Source organism: Alistipes shahii WAL 8301, from assembly GCF_025145845.1.
Lineage (GTDB): Bacteria > Bacteroidota > Bacteroidia > Bacteroidales > Rikenellaceae > Alistipes > Alistipes shahii.
The window spans coordinates 2,732,229-2,748,376 of sequence record NZ_CP102253.1 but is presented as its reverse complement, the minus strand read 5'-3'; the positions used below and the strand labels follow the sequence as shown (position 1 = coordinate 2,748,376).

Annotated in this window: 14 protein-coding genes and 1 tRNA gene; 13 read left to right on the top strand and 2 right to left on the bottom strand. The window is 49.9% G+C overall.

Annotated features, from left to right (window positions below):
• The first annotated feature begins 3 nt into the window (after positions 1 to 3).
• The 13 genes from thyA (at position 4) to NQ492_RS11450 (ending at position 13,631) form a co-directional block, all read left to right on the top strand.
• Complete coding sequence (gene thyA, locus NQ492_RS11510) at positions 4 to 897, top strand: thymidylate synthase (RefSeq protein ID WP_044054539.1); 894 nt, start codon at positions 4 to 6, stop codon at positions 895 to 897.
• Between the two features lie 11 nt (positions 898 to 908).
• Positions 909 to 1,556 carry an HAD family hydrolase gene (locus tag NQ492_RS11505; RefSeq protein WP_015547657.1) on the top strand — a complete coding sequence of 216 codons (648 nt, stop codon included), beginning with the start codon at positions 909 to 911 and terminating at the stop codon, positions 1,554 to 1,556.
• Complete coding sequence (locus tag NQ492_RS11500) at positions 1,553 to 2,032, top strand: dihydrofolate reductase (protein ID WP_022061404.1); 480 nt, start codon at positions 1,553 to 1,555, stop codon at positions 2,030 to 2,032. Before NQ492_RS11505 ends, NQ492_RS11500 begins: the two co-directional genes overlap by 4 nt.
• A 78-nt stretch (positions 2,033 to 2,110) precedes the next feature.
• Positions 2,111 to 2,809 (top strand): 4Fe-4S dicluster domain-containing protein, encoded by a 699-nt coding sequence (locus NQ492_RS11495; RefSeq protein ID WP_015547656.1) that lies wholly within the window; start codon positions 2,111 to 2,113, stop codon positions 2,807 to 2,809.
• A gap of 2 nt (positions 2,810 to 2,811) precedes the next feature.
• Positions 2,812 to 3,903 (top strand): CoB--CoM heterodisulfide reductase iron-sulfur subunit B family protein, encoded by a 1,092-nt coding sequence (locus NQ492_RS11490; protein WP_044054538.1) that lies wholly within the window; start codon positions 2,812 to 2,814, stop codon positions 3,901 to 3,903.
• Entirely contained in the window at positions 3,903 to 4,910 is a 1,008-nt protein-coding gene (locus NQ492_RS11485; RefSeq protein ID WP_015547655.1) for an FAD-dependent oxidoreductase, read from the top strand. The genes NQ492_RS11490 and NQ492_RS11485 overlap by 1 nt, the downstream gene beginning before the upstream one ends.
• A gap of 2 nt (positions 4,911 to 4,912) precedes the next feature.
• Positions 4,913 to 5,248, top strand: a complete 336-nt coding sequence (locus NQ492_RS11480; protein ID WP_015547654.1) for a 4Fe-4S dicluster domain-containing protein — start codon at positions 4,913 to 4,915, stop codon at positions 5,246 to 5,248.
• 2 nt (positions 5,249 to 5,250) lie between these two features.
• The gene (locus tag NQ492_RS11475) at positions 5,251 to 7,032 is read left to right on the top strand and encodes a (Fe-S)-binding protein (protein WP_015547653.1); all 1,782 of its coding nucleotides are present in this window, start codon (positions 5,251 to 5,253) and stop codon (positions 7,030 to 7,032) included.
• A gap of 138 nt (positions 7,033 to 7,170) precedes the next feature.
• A tRNA-Met gene (locus tag NQ492_RS11470) sits at positions 7,171 to 7,243 on the top strand.
• A 191-nt stretch (positions 7,244 to 7,434) separates the two neighbouring features.
• Positions 7,435 to 8,688 carry a site-specific integrase gene (locus NQ492_RS11465; RefSeq protein WP_015547652.1) on the top strand — a complete coding sequence of 418 codons (1,254 nt, stop codon included), beginning with the start codon at positions 7,435 to 7,437 and terminating at the stop codon, positions 8,686 to 8,688.
• Between the two features lie 220 nt (positions 8,689 to 8,908).
• The gene (locus NQ492_RS11460; RefSeq protein ID WP_015547651.1) at positions 8,909 to 11,098 is read left to right on the top strand and encodes a DEAD/DEAH box helicase family protein; all 2,190 of its coding nucleotides are present in this window, start codon (positions 8,909 to 8,911) and stop codon (positions 11,096 to 11,098) included.
• A gap of 529 nt (positions 11,099 to 11,627) precedes the next feature.
• Positions 11,628 to 12,119: a hypothetical protein gene (locus tag NQ492_RS11455; protein ID WP_015547650.1), complete on the top strand. Its 492-nt coding sequence runs from the start codon at positions 11,628 to 11,630 to the stop codon at positions 12,117 to 12,119.
• Positions 12,120 to 12,140: 21 nt separating this feature from the next.
• Positions 12,141 to 13,631: a S1C family serine protease gene (locus NQ492_RS11450; RefSeq protein WP_083810247.1), complete on the top strand. Its 1,491-nt coding sequence runs from the start codon at positions 12,141 to 12,143 to the stop codon at positions 13,629 to 13,631.
• Between the two features lie 204 nt (positions 13,632 to 13,835).
• Here NQ492_RS11450 and NQ492_RS11445 read toward each other — a convergent pair whose 3' ends face one another.
• Positions 13,836 to 14,258, bottom strand: coding sequence for a very short patch repair endonuclease (locus NQ492_RS11445; RefSeq protein ID WP_083810246.1), 423 nt, complete (start codon positions 14,256 to 14,258; stop codon positions 13,836 to 13,838).
• 124 nt (positions 14,259 to 14,382) lie between these two features.
• Entirely contained in the window at positions 14,383 to 16,137 is a 1,755-nt protein-coding gene (locus NQ492_RS11440) for an ATP-binding protein (protein WP_231839924.1), read from the bottom strand.
• Positions 16,138 to 16,148 lie beyond the last annotated feature (11 nt).

The following is a 16,148-nucleotide window of genomic DNA, read 5'->3' as shown; positions in this document are numbered from 1 at the left end:
TCAGTGAAACAATACCTCGATCTGTTGCGCCGGATCAAGACGGAAGGCGTCGTGCGGGGCGACCGCACGGGAACCGGGACCAAGGGGGTCTTCGGCCACCAGATGCGTTTCGACCTGTCGGAGGGCTTTCCGCTGCTGACGACCAAAAAGGTGTTCCTCAAGGGGGTTATCCACGAACTGCTGTGGTTTCTGCGGGGCGACACCAACATCAAATATCTGGTGGACAACGGCGTCCATATCTGGGACAACGACGCCTACCGCCACTACAACGAACTGTGCGTGCGCCACGGGGTGCTGCCCGTCGGCCGGGAGACGTTCCTCGCCTCGGCGGGCGTCGAGTCGCCGATCGAAGGCTACCGCTTCGGCGACCTGAACCATGTCTACGGCTACCAGTGGCGTTCGTGGCCCCGGCCCGACGGGGGCGTCGTCGACCAGATCGCGCAGGCCGCCGGGCTGATCCGCACCAATCCCGAATCGCGGCGCATCGTGGTCTCGGCGTGGAACGTCGCCGAGATCGACGCGATGGCCCTGCCGCCGTGCCATGTGCTGTTCCAGTTCTACGTGGCCGGGGGGCGTCTCTCGTGCCAGCTGTACCAGCGCAGCGCCGACACGTTCCTCGGCGTGCCGTTCAACATCGCCTCCTACGCCCTGCTGACCTGCATGATGGCGCAGGTGTGCGGCTTGCAGCCCGGCGAGTTCATCCATACGCTGGGCGACACGCACCTCTATCTGAACCATCTGGAGCAGGTCGACGAGCAGCTTTCGCGCGAGCCGCGTCCGCTGCCGAAACTGCGGCTGAACCCCGCCGTGAAGTCGGTCTTCGACTTCCGTTACGAAGATTTCACGCTCGAAGGCTACGACCCGTGGCCCGCGATCAAGGCCCCGATGTCGTTTTAAACCCGCAGCAGATGAATATCCTGATTCCGACCGTTTCGCCCGAAAGCGTCGAGGCCCTTGTTTTCGATCTGGGAGGCGTCCTGCTCGACGTGCAGCTGCAACGCACGCTCCGGGCTTTCGAGGCGCTGGACATCCGCGGACTGGGAGCCGCCGAGGTCATCAACGGGAACAGGGCGTGTTTCCGCGACCTCGAACTGGGACTTATCACGCAGGAGGAGTTCGCGGAGGCTGTGCGGCGGACGTTTCCCGCCGTTGCCGCCATCCCCGACGAGCAGCTGCTGGAGGCGTGGAACGCCATGCTGATGCCGTTCGACGTGCAGCGCGTGGAGTTGCTCCGGGAACTGGGGAAGCGTTGCCCGGTCTACCTGTTGAGCAACACCAACCTGCCCCACCGCATCCGCTTCCGGGAGTCGTTCCGCGAGCGTTTCGGCGGGAGCTTCGACGAACTGTTCGTGCGGTGTTTCTACTCCGACGAACTGCATCTGCGCAAACCCGACCCGGAAATTTACCGGAGCGTCGCCCGGCAGATCGGGACCCCGCCCGGAAAACTGCTCTTCATCGACGACAACGCCGCCAACGTCTCCGCGGCCCGCGGCGAGGGATGGCAGGCCTGTCACCTGACGGGCGGAATAACCGTAACAGACCTTTTCGAATTATGATAAGTTTGATCGTAGCCGTCGCCGAAAACGGCGTTATCGGCGACAGGAACGCCCTGCTGTGGCACATTTCCGAGGACCTCCGGCATTTCAAGGCCGTGACGACGGGCCATCCGGTCGTCATGGGCCGCAAAACCTGGGAGTCGCTCGGGCGTCCGCTTCCCAACCGGACGAACGTCGTCATCACGCGTCAGAATATCGAGATCCCCGGCTGCACGGTGGTCCACTCGCTCGAAGAGGCCGTCGCGCTGTTTCCCGCGGACGAGGAGGTGTTCGTCATCGGCGGGGCGCAGATCTATGCCGCGGCGCTGCCGCTGGCCCGGAAGTTCTACCTCACACGGGTCTTCCGCGCCTACGAGGGCGACACGCGTTTCCCGGCGTGGGACGAGCGCGAATGGCGGCTGGTGTCGTCGGAGTCGTTCTCCGGCGGGAAAGATTACCCCTGGCCGTTTGCCTTCGAGCTTTACGAACGGCGCTAAATTACGCATTTATACCACCGCCCGTCCGCCCCGGATTCCCTACCTTTGCACTGCAAAGGTTTTTTTTGTATATTAGGTATGGGGAAGTATTTCGATATGCTCATGGAGGATGTGCGGATGAAGGAGGGTCTTCACTCGTGCATGAACTGCGGGGTCTGCACGGGCGTCTGCCCGGCGGCCGAGTTCTATAACTACGACCCCCGTCAGATCGTCTCCATCGTGCAGACGCGCGACGACGAGGCCATCGAGCGGCTTTTGAAGAGCGACACCATCTGGTACTGCGGCGAGTGCATGTCGTGCCGTCCGCGCTGTCCGCGGGGCAATACGCCGGGCTATGTGATCCAGGCGCTGCGCACGCTGTCGCAGAAACTGGGCTTCTTCGTCGAGAGCGAGAAGGGTCGCCAGCAGCTGGCCCTGAAACGCATTATCGGCGAGAACATCCTCCGCACGGGCTACTGCATCGTCCCGCGGCTGGTGAAACCCGACCTGCATCCCGAGCAGGGGACCGTCTGGAAATGGATCTACGACAACGACCGGGAGATTTACGGCCAGTTCACGCCCGTCTACATGCGCCACGGCGCCGGGGCCTTGCGCCGTCTGGACGAGGAGTCGCTCGCCGAGATCAACGAGATATTCAAGGTCAGCGGCGGCAGCGAGATGTTCGACACCATCGAGCGGCATTCCGACCGCAAGGCCCGCGAAATGGGCTACGAGGAGGGCGCCGACCAGCAGTACATGATGGATGTCTTCCTTTCGAACAGCAACGAACATTATTGACGATGACGATGAAGCGAAAGAGTTGGCAGGACTACCAGAAGGAGATCGCCGACGACCACTATTATTACGCGCGCAGCTGCATCCGGCAGAATTTCTTCCCGGGCAGCGAGAAGCTGTTTATCGACATGCTGCGCAACGACCTGGGCAAGGACCTCTCGGACGACCCCAAGCACTCGTCGTGCACGGGGATCGGCTACCATTCGGACATCGTGCCGCTGGAGACGATTATGACCGTCGTGGCGCGGCAGTTCGCGCTGATGGGCGAGGCGGGGTATGAGAACCTCGTGACTTCGTGCATCACCTCGTTCGGCGTTTACACGGAGATTCTGGCCACGTGGCACGAGTTCCCCGAGACGGAGGAGAAGACGCGCGAGAATCTCTGGAAGGCGACCCGGCGCGAGTTCAAGAAGCCCGCGAGCCTGGCCCACACGTCGGATGTCGTGTTCCATTTCCGCGAAGAGATCGCCGCGCGGGCCAAAAAACGGCTCGTCAACGCCGCGACGGGCGAACCGCTGAAGGTCGTCGAGCACATCGGCTGCCACTACGCCAAGATATTTCCGAAATCCGGGATCGGAGGATCGGAGTTCCCCTATGTGCTGGCCGGCATGGTCGAGTCGTGGGGTGGCGAGTGCGTCGACTATCCCGAACGCCGCCATTGCTGCGGATTCGGGTTCCGCAACTACCTCGTGCAGGCCAACCGCGGCTATTCGATCGCCAACTCGCACAAGAAACTGGAGAGCATGGCGCCCTACAAGCCCGATTTCATCGTGGCCAACTGTCCGGGCTGCGCGATGTTCCTCGACAAATGGCAGTACGCCATCGCCGAGATGGAGGGCACGACCTACGGCCAGAACGGCCACGGAATCCCGGTGCTGACCTACGAGGAGATGGCCGGGCTGGTGCTGGGCTACGACCCCTGGGAGCTGGGCATGCAGATGCACCAGGTCGACGTGGAACCCCTGCTGGACAAGATGGGCGTCGAGTACGATCCCGCGGCCAAGTATCTGGGCCGCAACGGGAAATATATCGGAAAACCCGAGTCGGCGGTGGTCAACTGCTGCCCGACGGATACGATTTACGACATCAGAGAATAATGAAAAAACGAGTTATCATTATAGGCGGCGGCGTTGCGGGCATGCAGACGGCCCTGCGTCTGGCGGAACAGGGCGTCAGCCCGGTCATCATCGAGAAAGAGGCCGAACTGGGCGGCAAGCTCCGGGGCTGGCACGTGCTGTTCCCGTCGTTCACCCCGGCGCAGGAGGTGCTGACCGAGTTGCGCCGCAGGGTCAACGAGAGCGGCATCGAGGTGATGACCTCCACGGAGGTCGCGGGCTTCACGAAGGAGAGCGTCACGCTCGCCGACGGGCGGACGCTGCCGTGCGATTCGGTGGTCGTGGCCAGCGGCTTCACGCTCTTCGATGCCTCGATCAAGGAGGAGTACGGCTACGGCATCTACGACAACGTCTTCACGACGGCCGACATCGAGCGCATGTTGAACGAGGGGCGCGTGGCCAAGGCCGACGGATCGCGCCCCAGGCGCATCGCCTTCCTGCACTGCGTGGGTTCGCGCGACGAGAAGGTCTGCCAGCAGCACTGCTCGAAGGTGTGCTGCATCACGGGCGTCAAGCAGGCCATGGAGATGAAACAGCTCTTCCCCGAGGCCGACGTTTTCAATTTTTACATGGACATCCGCATGTTCGGTCCCGGTTACGAGGAGATGTACCGCGAGGCGCAGCAGAGATACAACATCCACTTCCTGCGCGGACGCATTTCGGAGGCCAGCCCGACGATCGACGGACGGGTGCAGATCAAGGCCGAGGACACGCTGACGGGCCGCCCCCTGCGCATGAGCGTCGACATGCTGGTGCTGATCGTGGGCATGCGGGCCAACGACGACAACGAAGCGTTTGCCGCAGGCGCCGGGCTGAACCGCGCTCCGAGCGGCTTTCTGGCTCCGCGCGACATGTTTCTCGGCAATGTGAAGAGCAACGTCGACGGCATTTTCTACGCCGGGACCATTACGGCGCCCAAGAACATCGGCGAGTCGTTGAACGAGGGCATCGCCGCAGCCGACGCCGCGGCCAAATACGTGGAGGCATAGCAATGGCGGCGATCAATTTCGGATACACCATTTCGAAGCCCCGGGCCATCGACATCGACCGCAACAACCTGCGCAAGAGCGACGAGATCCTGCGCGAGATGCCCGAGTTGCAGACCTGCATCGGCTGCGGGGCCTGCACGGCGGTCTGCACGGCGGGCAACCTCACGGAGTTCAATTTCCGCAAGGTCCACACGTTGGTGCGCCGCGGCGAATACCAGGGGGCCTACGAGGAGATGAACAAGTGCATGCTGTGCGGCAAATGCCGGCTGGTGTGCCCGCGCGGCATCAATACGCGCGGCGTGGTGATGCTTATCAAACGTAAACTGGGGGATTTCTGACGATGACTTTCTACGCGCCATTCTGTCTGCCGTTCATCATCGGCGCTGCGGTGATGTTCGCCGTCCTGGCCTGGAAGTGGGGGACGTGGCTCTACCGCCTGCCCCGCGCCGACAAGAAACGGATTCTGTTCGGACTGCCGACGCGCCGCACCTTCGGGGCGGCGTGGGAGGTGGTGAGCGAGTCGCTGCTCCACCGCCGCATCTTCCGGGTCAACCCCCTGCTGGGGTACATGCACATGTCGCTGGCTTTCGGCTGGTTCCTGCTGATCGCCGTGGGGTGGGCCGAGACGATCGCCTATCTGGGCTTCCGCTACGTGCCGTTGCAGGGACACGTCTTTTTCAAGTATTTCGCCACAGGGCTGGAGCACAAGCCGTTCTTCGATTTCACGATGGACCTCCTGCTGCTGTTCGTCCTCTCGGGCGTGGCGCTGGCCTGGGGCAAGCGTCTCTACTCCCGGGCGATGGGCATGCGGCGCACGACGAAGCACGTCCCGGGCGACCGGGTGGCCTTGTCGGCGCTGTGGTTCGTGTTCCCGGCGCGTCTGGTGGCCGAAAGCGCCACGTGCGCGCTTTACGGCGGCGGGGGATTCCTCACCGGGAGCCTCGGGGAGTGGATGTCCGGGCATATCGGCGTGATGCCGCTGATGAATCTCGAAACCGCGGCGTGGTGGTTCTATTCCTCGTGCCTCGGCGTGTTCTTCGTGGCGCTGCCGTTCTCGCGTTACATGCATATTTTCACGGAGATACCCCTCATCTTCCTGCGCCGTTACAACCTGCGCTCGGGCGAAAAGGAGTCTTCCTACGATAATTTCCAGGTCGAGGCCTGCTCGCGCTGCGGCATCTGCATCGACCCCTGCCAGTTGCAGAGCGTGCTGGGCGTCGACGACGTGCAGTCGGTCTACTTCCTGCGCGACCGCCGTTACAACATGCTGCGCCTCCAGACGGCCGACAACTGCCTGATGTGCGGCCGCTGTGCCGAGAAATGCCCCGTCGGCATTGATCTCAACACGCTCCGCGTCAACTCGCGCGACAAGATGCACAACGTGCCCGACGAACGCCGCTACGGCTATTTCAAGGGTCTCGACCGCTCCGAAGGTGCGGGCAAGGTGGGCTATTTTGCGGGCTGCATGACCCTGCTGACGCCGCGCACGATGTCGGCGATGTCGGCGATCTTCGAGGCCGCGGGCGAGGAGGTCTGGTGGGCCGACCGCGAAGGCGGCGTCTGCTGCGGCCGGCCGCTCAAACTGGCCGGCGAGACCGATTCGGCGCGCAAGATGATGAAATACAATGCCGACCTGTTCCGTAAGCACGGCATCACAACGCTCGTCACGTCGTGCCCGATCTGCCTCAAGGTCTTCCGCGAGGATTACGACCTGCCGGGTATCGAGATCCTGCACCATTCGGAATATATCCTGCGGTTGATTCGTGCGGGCCGCCTTTCGCTGGAGCATGGCGCGACGCGCTTCACCTACCACGACCCCTGCGAACTGGGGCGCGGCAGCGGCATCTACGACGAGCCGCGTGCGGTGATCGAAGCCGTGGGCGAATTGCTCGAACCCGCCTCGACGCGCGAGAACGCCCTCTGCTGCGGCTCCTCGGTGGCCAATACGGCCATCTCCGACGGCCAGCAGGTGCAGATCGCCCGGTCGGTCGCCGCGCAGCTCGACGCCACGGGGGCCGAGGTGATCGTCACCGCCTGCCCGCTCTGCAAAAAGGCCATCGGCCGCGGCACGAAGGGCGAGGTGCGCGATCTGGCGGAGATCGTGGTTGCAGCCATAAAATAATTCGGTCCTCTAACCGGTTGACAAACAGCGTGCAGGGTGTGTGAAGGAGTTTTTTAGCTGAAATTAATTTGCCGGAATGGAAAATTTGTCTTATCTTTGCACACGCAAAAGCGATAGATCATCGGTCTAAAGATATATCGCGGGATGGAGCAGTTGGCAGCTCGTCGGGCTCATAACCCGAAGGTCGGAGGTTCGAGTCCTCCTCCCGCTACTAAAGGGGTTAGATTGCAAAATCTGGCCCCTATTTTTATACCCTGCAAAATGGTTAAATGTCTTATAATCAGCAATTAAGCAAAATTGCCATATTTTAAGATATTTTAATAATCATTCAAAATCGGGGTATTTTAGGGGTTCGTTGGAATACAATTCGCTTTCGGGCAAAAGTTGTATTCCAGACTTGTAATGAAAAGTATTCCAGCGGGTTATGAAAACGATCTGCTGACTATGGTTGAAATACTGAGAATCACCTATTATCTTTACGAATTTAAGAAAAACCGACGGGGTACAGCCCCGATTTACTGCAAGTTAACAACTGACGGTGCAGAACGCCAGCAATTTTCGACGGGACTTTATGTAACACCTGACTTGTGGGACAAAGACGCTCAATGTGTTCGAGGAACCTCGGAAGATGCCGTGCTGATTAACCGTCGCTTGCAGGATATCACTATCGAACTCAAAGGCATCGAGCGTAGATTGTACGAAGCGGACGGGAATGTATCGCTGGCTGAAATCTACTCGATCTACAAGCACAAGACGGTGGAGGAACATACGTTGTGCGGGATTTTCCGGGAGCGTCTGAACAAGATGGAGCAACTCGTAGGCAAAGAGTATTCACCTGCCACATTGCAAAAATTCCGGGAGGTTTTCGCCCATGTAGAGCGGTATATCCGCACCTCGTATAACATGCAGGACATTCCCATCCGAAGCGTGGACTATCGCTTTGTGAAGCAGTTCGAAGAAGCACTCATAGTGCAAGGTCTGAAAGCCATCACCATCAATAAAATCATGCAGCGGGTGCGTCAGATGGTCACTTTCGCTTTCAAGTGCAACTATATCCAGCAGGACCCGTTCGTCGAATACAGGCCCTTAAAAGAGCGTAAACGGCTGGTATTTCTCACGCAGGAGGAACTGCACAAACTGGAGCATCATCATTTTGCCCAGAAACGTCTGGAAACGGTTAAGAACATCTACCTCTTCTCGGTCTATACGGGGCTTGCCTACCATGAAGCGCAGGCGTTGCAACCGAAGCATATCACGAAAGGATTTGACGGCAGGAATTGGATCACGCTTGTTCGTCAAAAGACGGACCGGGAGGTTTCCGTTCCGTTGCTCCCGCAGGCCGAGAAACTGATAGCATGGTTCCGGGAATTCGGTAGTACGGACGATTATATCCAGCCGCGTATCTCCAATCAAAAGGTCAATTCCTATCTGCGGGAAATTGCGGATGTGGTAGGCATCGACAAGAAATTGACGCACCACACGGCCCGGAAAACCTTTGCCACGACTATCCTGCTCTATAACGATGTTCCTATCGAGGTGGTGAGCAAACTGCTCGGACACTCTAATATTTCGGTTACCCAGCATTCCTATGCGCAAGTTCTGAACAAGAACATCAGCAATCATATCGGACGGCTGGAAAAGGTGCTCAATAAGTGATAAAAGAGCTGATTGTCAGCGAAATAATTGCTTGAATATTTGGAAATCTCGAAAATTTTGCTTATCTTGTAAATATCTGAATAAGGCTATAAAGCCTTTACGCGACATTCTCGATTGTAGTTGAGAGTGTCCGAATAGTTGGATTGTCTGCGGTGAGAGCGCAGGCAATTCTTTCGAATAGTTCCGTAAGGGAGAATGCGGAACGTAATTTATTTCAAAGATGGAAGCAGGACGAAAGGTTTTAGTGCTTTGCACGCTGACTGCTGAAGCCAAGCGTATTGACGATCCCCGCTATCAGTTTGATACGGAGGAAAAGGATGGCGTTGTTGTTAAGTGCACGATCAACAATGCGGAGGTGTTGGATGTCCCCGGTGTAGTATATCGTTTGCATCCGAACGAAACCGAGAAGAACAGATTGGATTCTTTGGAGGTTCTTATAAAGGATAATACCAAGAGATTCAGTGAGGTATTCCGGCAGTTGCCGTATGGCATCATTAAAAAGAATGTTACAGGTATCGGAGCTACCACTTTGGCCTTGGATGCGGAAAATAATTGTATCGTAGTTTGTCCTACAAGGAGTCTGGCCTATGGCAAGTATCGCAAGGGAATAACCGAGGACGGCACGAAAAGGTATCTTTATGTCGGTAGCGAGGTAGGGGACATCAAGAAAGTGACCTCCCGAAATATCCGTGCTTATTTGAGTAACAAGAAAATTTCTTATAAAAAGATTCTGGTAGTCGCTGACAGCTTACCGCGGCTGATGGAATACTTGCCGCAGAATCTGGAGAAATGGCACATAATGGTCGATGAAATTGATTGTTATCAGACAGACGGTGTATATCGTCCGGCATTGGAAAACGTCATCGACTATTTTTTCAAATTCCCCGAACGGAACCGCTGTCTGGTATCGGCGACTATCCGTCCGTTCTCCGATCCCCGACTGGCTGATCTGCCTTTGATCGACGTGAAATACGAACAGTTTATTCGTCGCCCGATTGAGATGATACGATCGACAAACATTCCTAAAACTGTGGCAACGACATTGGAAAGAACCATACGACAGTATCCGGAGGATAAAATAGTCGTAGCTTACAATACGGTTTCTTCCATGCGAATAATTATCGAACTGCTACCGGATGAGTTGAAGGGAAAGTGCGAAATATGGTGCAGCAGTCAGAGTGAACAGCAGGCAGGAGAGTATTATCCGCAAGAGAATATCGGGACCCGCCTGACCAGGCAGATTACCTTTCTGACGTGTACCTATTTTACAGGTATAGACATCGAGGACAGGTATCATCTTATATCCGTATCTGATACAAAATACCTTTATACGTTGTTATCTCCCGAAAAATTGTTGCAGATAGCCGGTCGGTGCCGTCATAAAGAGGGGCTTTTGAGCGAACGGCTCATTTATGATATTCAGTCCAAGAAAGTATGGGAGAAAAATTTCGATAAGCAGCATAATATAGCTTGCGCAAAGTGGATCATTGAGATCATTAATCAGATAAATTTCGGATTGGAGAATTATAATGATGTGATTCATCGAAATGTGGGGCAAGCTGTCGCCGATCAAATGTCCGGATGGAAAGTTTCTTATGGCGGAAGCACTCCGATTACATTGGTGCGCCATGATATTGAAGATAATCTGGCTGTTTCATATCTTAATATAGACGCTTTTGATGAGTTTGTGCGTCTGCGCTCGCAACTATATTCTGATGCAACAGCTATTGTCGCTGCATTAGAGGAGGATTGTGAAATCCTCGGACATACGTTTGCTAATGACTCGTATTCGAAGGACCAACAAGCCGCAGAGATTGCAGTAGATGACGAGTTTAAGGCTATTCAAAATGCTAATATCGACGAGTGTGTAAAATTAATGAAAGAGCGTATTGCTGATGGGAGTATGAGCGAGGACCTGACAGTACGTGCCGAACGGAGCGTATCCAGAGAGTTAAAACGCTTTATATCACGCTTTCATCAACTAATGAAATATGCTCCGCATGAATACCTCGTAGATACATTGTCTGACAAGAGAAATAAGGATAATAAGTGGTATAATGGCTTTTATAATGCGGTACTGTTTAATGCATTAGAGCGAGAGCACCCATTTCGTGCCCTTGTGGAGAATTATTTCAAACCGGGAGAGCGTTATTCCAGAGAAAAAATTTATGAATTGATGATTGCTATATTCAATGCGTCGGGGCTGAAAATTTTTGAAAAGCCTGCCACAGCAGTCAGTTATCTGCAAAGTTTTTGTACACTCAAACGCTGTAAAGATAACCGGACTGGTGAGAATTATTATCGGGTAGTGGATTATCAGTCACAGAAATATCTGGGTAAAGATCCTGTGGAAATACCTCAAGTTATCAGTAAGTTTACATTGGCCGGGAGTGTTATGAAATTGAAATAACTCATATTTCATATATTTTTATATATAAATATTAAGAAAAATGAGTTTAGATTTAATTTGCTTTATAGGTAAGGGCCTGCCATAAAAGGTGGGCCTTTCTTGTAGAACCCTGTAAATATCATAGTCAACATTTCCCCGAAAGTTATGATAAACATTCTATAAGGTCAATCTTGATTTTCAGAAACTTTTAACCGAAATTTGCTTCTACAATACCCCGCGAGTGCGTTGTATTTTAAGAAACATTTTCTAACTTTGTGGTGCTATCCAATGGGTAGCAACATATTGATTGATGAAAGTGTTTAGCTTCATCCTGTACTGGGAATCTGGTAAATTTTAAGGACAGGGATAAGTAATACAAACACTCATCACTTGCGTAGCTATATCATTCTCGATATACTGCCCAAGTGTGGGGTATTGTTTATTTGTCCAATGGCTTACCAGAGCCTCCAGTACGATAAACTAACAACTCCACACTTTCTTTATTTAATAATCCCCGTAGAGGAGTTGGGCGGGAAAACTCTACTAACCTATGAGCGAAGAAATACAATATGATGCATTCCCTCCATTCTGCAAATTAAAAATGGAAGGATTTAGCTTTCCTTTTAACCATGTTGAGATTTGGCAAAACGGGACTAAAATTGATGAATTAGAGTTCAAAGGTTTCATTCAATGCGAAATTATTAATGCTGAAAAAGAACAAATCGCCCGTGCTTCCATCCTTTGTACGGCAGTGATATTCATTGCCCATCTTACGCAATATCTCAAATTAGCAAGTGATTATGATGCACTGATCACAGGAGACCATAGATTGCAATACATTCGGATACCTGAAAAAACAAATACCATCTGCGTAGGACTGACTATGATGCAGATGCTTATAGGTCCAACTATTCCAGAAAGAGATTTTGAACCTAATGAACCATACTGCTGCAACGTTTTTCTAAAAAATCAGCGTGTTGCAAAAGTATCATTCTCTTTATGCAATCCTGAACGACTGATTGAATTTACATACCAAATCTAAGAAAATTAATATCTATAAACTATGAAACATATCATTATAACAATTTTCTGTTGCATTTTATATAACGTATGCTTTGCGCAAATCAATCAGTATGATAAGCCTTCATATGGTTCACTTTCGCTACCGTCATTTAGTGAAATGGCAACAGCCGCTGCAATGCAAGCGCAAGCACAAGCTTGGACTCAGGCACAAGTACAAGCCCATTATGAGCAACGTGAACGTTATTTAAATTCATTGGTTGAGTATATATCAGATGCTTTAACTAAAAATATAGATTCTCTGTTAGAAAAAGAATTGTTGGATATTTATTCAACCGTAAAGACATTTTACAAAAAACCACTGGCAAATGCATTAGTGTATTCTGATTTGAAACAGCAAGGACTAAAAATAAAAGATGCAGTGATAAGATATAATACACGATTACTTAAAATACGCAGACAACAGGGATTTGAAGAGGATGAGAATGGGCAAATTACCAAAGATCAAGCCAAGAATACGCCAAGTAGCGGTACTGGATTTTTTCTTTCTAAAGAAGGGTATATAGTAACAAATTACCATGTTATTGCAGATGCCAGGACCCTATATGTAACAGGGATTAGGGGTGATTATAACACGACATATTCAGCATCTGTTGAGCAAGTTGATAGTTATAATGATTTAGCAATTATAAAAATAAGCGATAAAAAATTTACCCCGTTTACTTATATCCCGTATATAAGGCGACAGGATCAAGCGGAAATCGGAGAGAATTGTTATGTGTTAGGATATCCACTAATCTCGACAATGGGGGTAGACGTAAAATTAACTAATGGAATTGTTAGTGCCCGAACCGGATTTCATGGAGATGTATCACAATATCAAATTTCAGCTCCGGTACAACCTGGTAATAGTGGTGGCCCTCTATTTGATTCAAAAGGTAATATTATTGGCGTAGTGAGCGCCAAACATGCGGGAGCTGAAAATGCTGGCTATGCAATAAAAATGAGTTATTTGCAAAATCTGATAGATTTATTGCCGGTAAAAGTTTCTAATCCTTCGACCAATATTTTAACGGGAAAACCATTTCCTGATCAAGTAAAAATAGCCAAAGATTATGTATGTATTATATTAGCCAATGTTGTACAAGAGCCATCTGTTATTAAGCAAGCAGCAGATTCTGTCAATACAGAAACTATAAAACAAGATACAACATCCACAATTATGCATAATAGTGCAGTTTCTACTATTGGTTTGACATCGGAAATAAAAAAGGATAGTGCTGAGAAAAAAATCATATCTCCTGTTTTTGTAGATAAACAATATTCAACAACAACAGAAATCACTAGTATTGAGCTCACTTCTGATCGTACTATTATCAATATGCGTATGATCAACACCTATAATCAAGGTGGTTGGTGCAATATTGATATTTGGACATATATTACTGCCGGAAAGAAAAAATACAGAATTATTTCATCCAAAGGCATTCCTCGTAAGCCTAAAAAATATTATTTTAGATTTTTCTCGGTTTGACTTAACCGATTGAGGAATAAACTTTTAGCGAATTATTTGAGAAATAGAGGTAACGATTTGGAAACTGTGCGAATTTCAGCGTTTTGCGTTACTATGCTGTCAAATAACTCTTCTTTCGCAAAGATAGTCAAATAACTTAAAACACTCAACTTATAGCAATAATTTTCTTACTTATGAAGGCTATGGTATATAGCGATTGGCATTTTACGTATGTTCAACGATATTGTTGTATAGATTTCTCAAATTTTGTTCTCTAACTTTGGGTTTTAATTGGCATTGCCATACAACAGATACTTGATAGCCAAGCCTTTCTAATTCTTGCGTTTTACGTTTGTCCCTTTCTAAATTATCCGCAATCTTCTTCTCCCAATATTCCAAATTCGTAGATGGTAAATGAGCATATTTACATCCTTGATGTCCATGCCAAAAACAACCATTCACGAATATTACAGCTTTGTACTTTTGAAGAACGATATCCGGAGTTCCCGGCAACCGTTTTACATTTTTTCGATATCGCAGACCTTGAGCAAACAGATATTTTCGGACGATCTTTTCCGGTTTTGTTTCCTTTCCTGTGACATGAGACATTATTTCCGAACGCTTTTCTTTACTGACCGTGTCTGCCATCTCTACTTAATAACGATTCGTTCTTTAAGATGATCCATATTTTCTTTACGACTTTTCTTTGCATAGCCGAGCTTGTCGCAAGTCGCTTCTATTTTCTGGCAAAAAATATCGGCATTTAGTTTGGTCATACATAGTTCATCATTCTCGTTTCGTTTCGTTCCGTACTATGCCATAAAGCTTCATCATTTAAGGGATGTTGCGGTCGGAATGGGGGAATATTAAAGATTCTATTATCTACTTGTGTGATCCAAGATGCTCCGATTTCTGTCATCGCACCCCATGCACTCGGGGTGTTATCACTCGTAACGAATATGACGAAGATTTTTTGATTAGAGTAACTTTCCACAAAGAAATCCCGTAAATAGTTATATATCGATGCAGTCCCTTCGGGAATGCGGCTAATTTCATCGTCGCAACTCGTGTATAAGATATCTTCGGGCGGAATGTTATTAAATACTAAAAATGAGTATATCAAATCAGCTAATGCTTTGTCTTTAGAAGCGTGACTAATCAGTATTTTCTTTTTCTGGGAATCCACTACGGTTTTTAATCCTAAAGCATTAGCATTATTATTGATCGCATCGGATATGATTTGTTCGATCGTTTCTCTCGAAGAATCTGGTGCTAATCGTCCTATACTTTCAGCTGCATTTTCACTCACTATATTTCTGAATGTGTCGACGGCTTCTCTAAATTTTGCTTCTGTATTTTTTTGTTCATTCAATTTACGTTGCTTCTTCTCTCTGTTCTGTTCATTAGAAAACAAACCTCTTTTCCGAAGAATATCCGGAAGTAGAATAGTTCGCACGTATTTTATAACGGCCTCATATCGTGGGTCGTCGGACTTATAGCCTTGCCTATTGCTCAATGCCATATCTGGAAGTTCCGATAATTCGAACAAATCGATATATAGTTGTCCGACTACATAAACTTCATTCAATTTATTTTGACCGACTATCGGCAAAATATTGAACTCTCCCATTTTTTTATTCGCATATAGGGATATGAAGTTGTCGGGGAAATCGGTAAGTGCCGCTTTACGCCCTCTTGTAGAAGCGTATGCCCCGATCCATCCCATTATTTTAAGCGTATATTCATGATCATTTCCTGCATTGTCTTTCAGATTGATCGGCTCTGTATACGGCTCTCTATGCTCAACTAATTCAGTTCGTTTTGCCGGATATTGGTTAGGAATATTTTTTGCTAAATCGGAAAAGTCATCCCCTAAAGATATAAATGCACATAACTCTTTTGCAATATTTTCGTCAAAGGTGTCTATTGTAACTGTTTCATTGCCTCTGATTATGTGTATTTTGAAATTATCGTTGACTAATGGGAATATTTTTAACAAATTCCGTTTAACCGAATCCATAGATTTATTCAATCTGTATTGAGGATTCCTCATTACGATCGCTGTTCCATGCTCTTGAATATATACGAATTTTATATCATCATCGGCAATAGGTCGTAACTTATTCCCGTCTATCGGTCTACGAGATAAAACGAAACCGGATTTCTCGTTATCGCTGATAGTCATTACATCAACGGATTCGGAAACAGACAATGCCGCCAACTTACCAACGCCTTTTCGTCCCATTTTTCGTCTCTCTCCGGAACGTGTCATAGATTCTTCTTCTTTAACTCGAGAGACACCGGCTACGTTCAAGAACTTCTTTACTTCTCCATTCTGATAAGACATACCATGCCCATCATCCTCGATTCTGATATCGTCTTTATTAGAAATGATATATACATTATGTGCATCTGCATCATACGCATTAGCAACAAGTTCGGCCAATACATAATAAATATTCGTATAAAGATTCGGTCCCAACAACTCTAAAATCCGAGGATCGACATTAAGCTGATATTCTTTCATATAAATATTCA

What these genes read in the sequence shown, in the direction of transcription:
- NQ492_RS11505 (WP_015547657.1), top strand. Translation starts at nt 909, where the DNA reads ATGAATATCCTGATTCCGACCGTTTCGCCCGAAAGCGTCGAGGCCCTT.
- NQ492_RS11500 (WP_022061404.1), top strand. Translation starts at nt 1,553, where the DNA reads ATGATAAGTTTGATCGTAGCCGTCGCCGAAAACGGCGTTATCGGCGAC.
- NQ492_RS11495 (WP_015547656.1), top strand. Translation starts at nt 2,111, where the DNA reads ATGGGGAAGTATTTCGATATGCTCATGGAGGATGTGCGGATGAAGGAG.
- NQ492_RS11490 (WP_044054538.1), top strand. Translation starts at nt 2,812, where the DNA reads ATGACGATGAAGCGAAAGAGTTGGCAGGACTACCAGAAGGAGATCGCC.
- NQ492_RS11485 (WP_015547655.1), top strand. Translation starts at nt 3,903, where the DNA reads ATGAAAAAACGAGTTATCATTATAGGCGGCGGCGTTGCGGGCATGCAG.
- NQ492_RS11480 (WP_015547654.1), top strand. Translation starts at nt 4,913, where the DNA reads ATGGCGGCGATCAATTTCGGATACACCATTTCGAAGCCCCGGGCCATC.
- NQ492_RS11475 (WP_015547653.1), top strand. Translation starts at nt 5,251, where the DNA reads ATGACTTTCTACGCGCCATTCTGTCTGCCGTTCATCATCGGCGCTGCG.
- NQ492_RS11465 (WP_015547652.1), top strand. Translation starts at nt 7,435, where the DNA reads ATGAAAAGTATTCCAGCGGGTTATGAAAACGATCTGCTGACTATGGTT.
- NQ492_RS11460 (WP_015547651.1), top strand. Translation starts at nt 8,909, where the DNA reads ATGGAAGCAGGACGAAAGGTTTTAGTGCTTTGCACGCTGACTGCTGAA.
- NQ492_RS11455 (WP_015547650.1), top strand. Translation starts at nt 11,628, where the DNA reads ATGAGCGAAGAAATACAATATGATGCATTCCCTCCATTCTGCAAATTA.
- NQ492_RS11450 (WP_083810247.1), top strand. Translation starts at nt 12,141, where the DNA reads ATGAAACATATCATTATAACAATTTTCTGTTGCATTTTATATAACGTA.
- NQ492_RS11445 (WP_083810246.1), bottom strand. Translation starts at nt 14,258, where the DNA reads ATGGCAGACACGGTCAGTAAAGAAAAGCGTTCGGAAATAATGTCTCAT.
- NQ492_RS11440 (WP_231839924.1), bottom strand. Translation starts at nt 16,137, where the DNA reads ATGAAAGAATATCAGCTTAATGTCGATCCTCGGATTTTAGAGTTGTTG.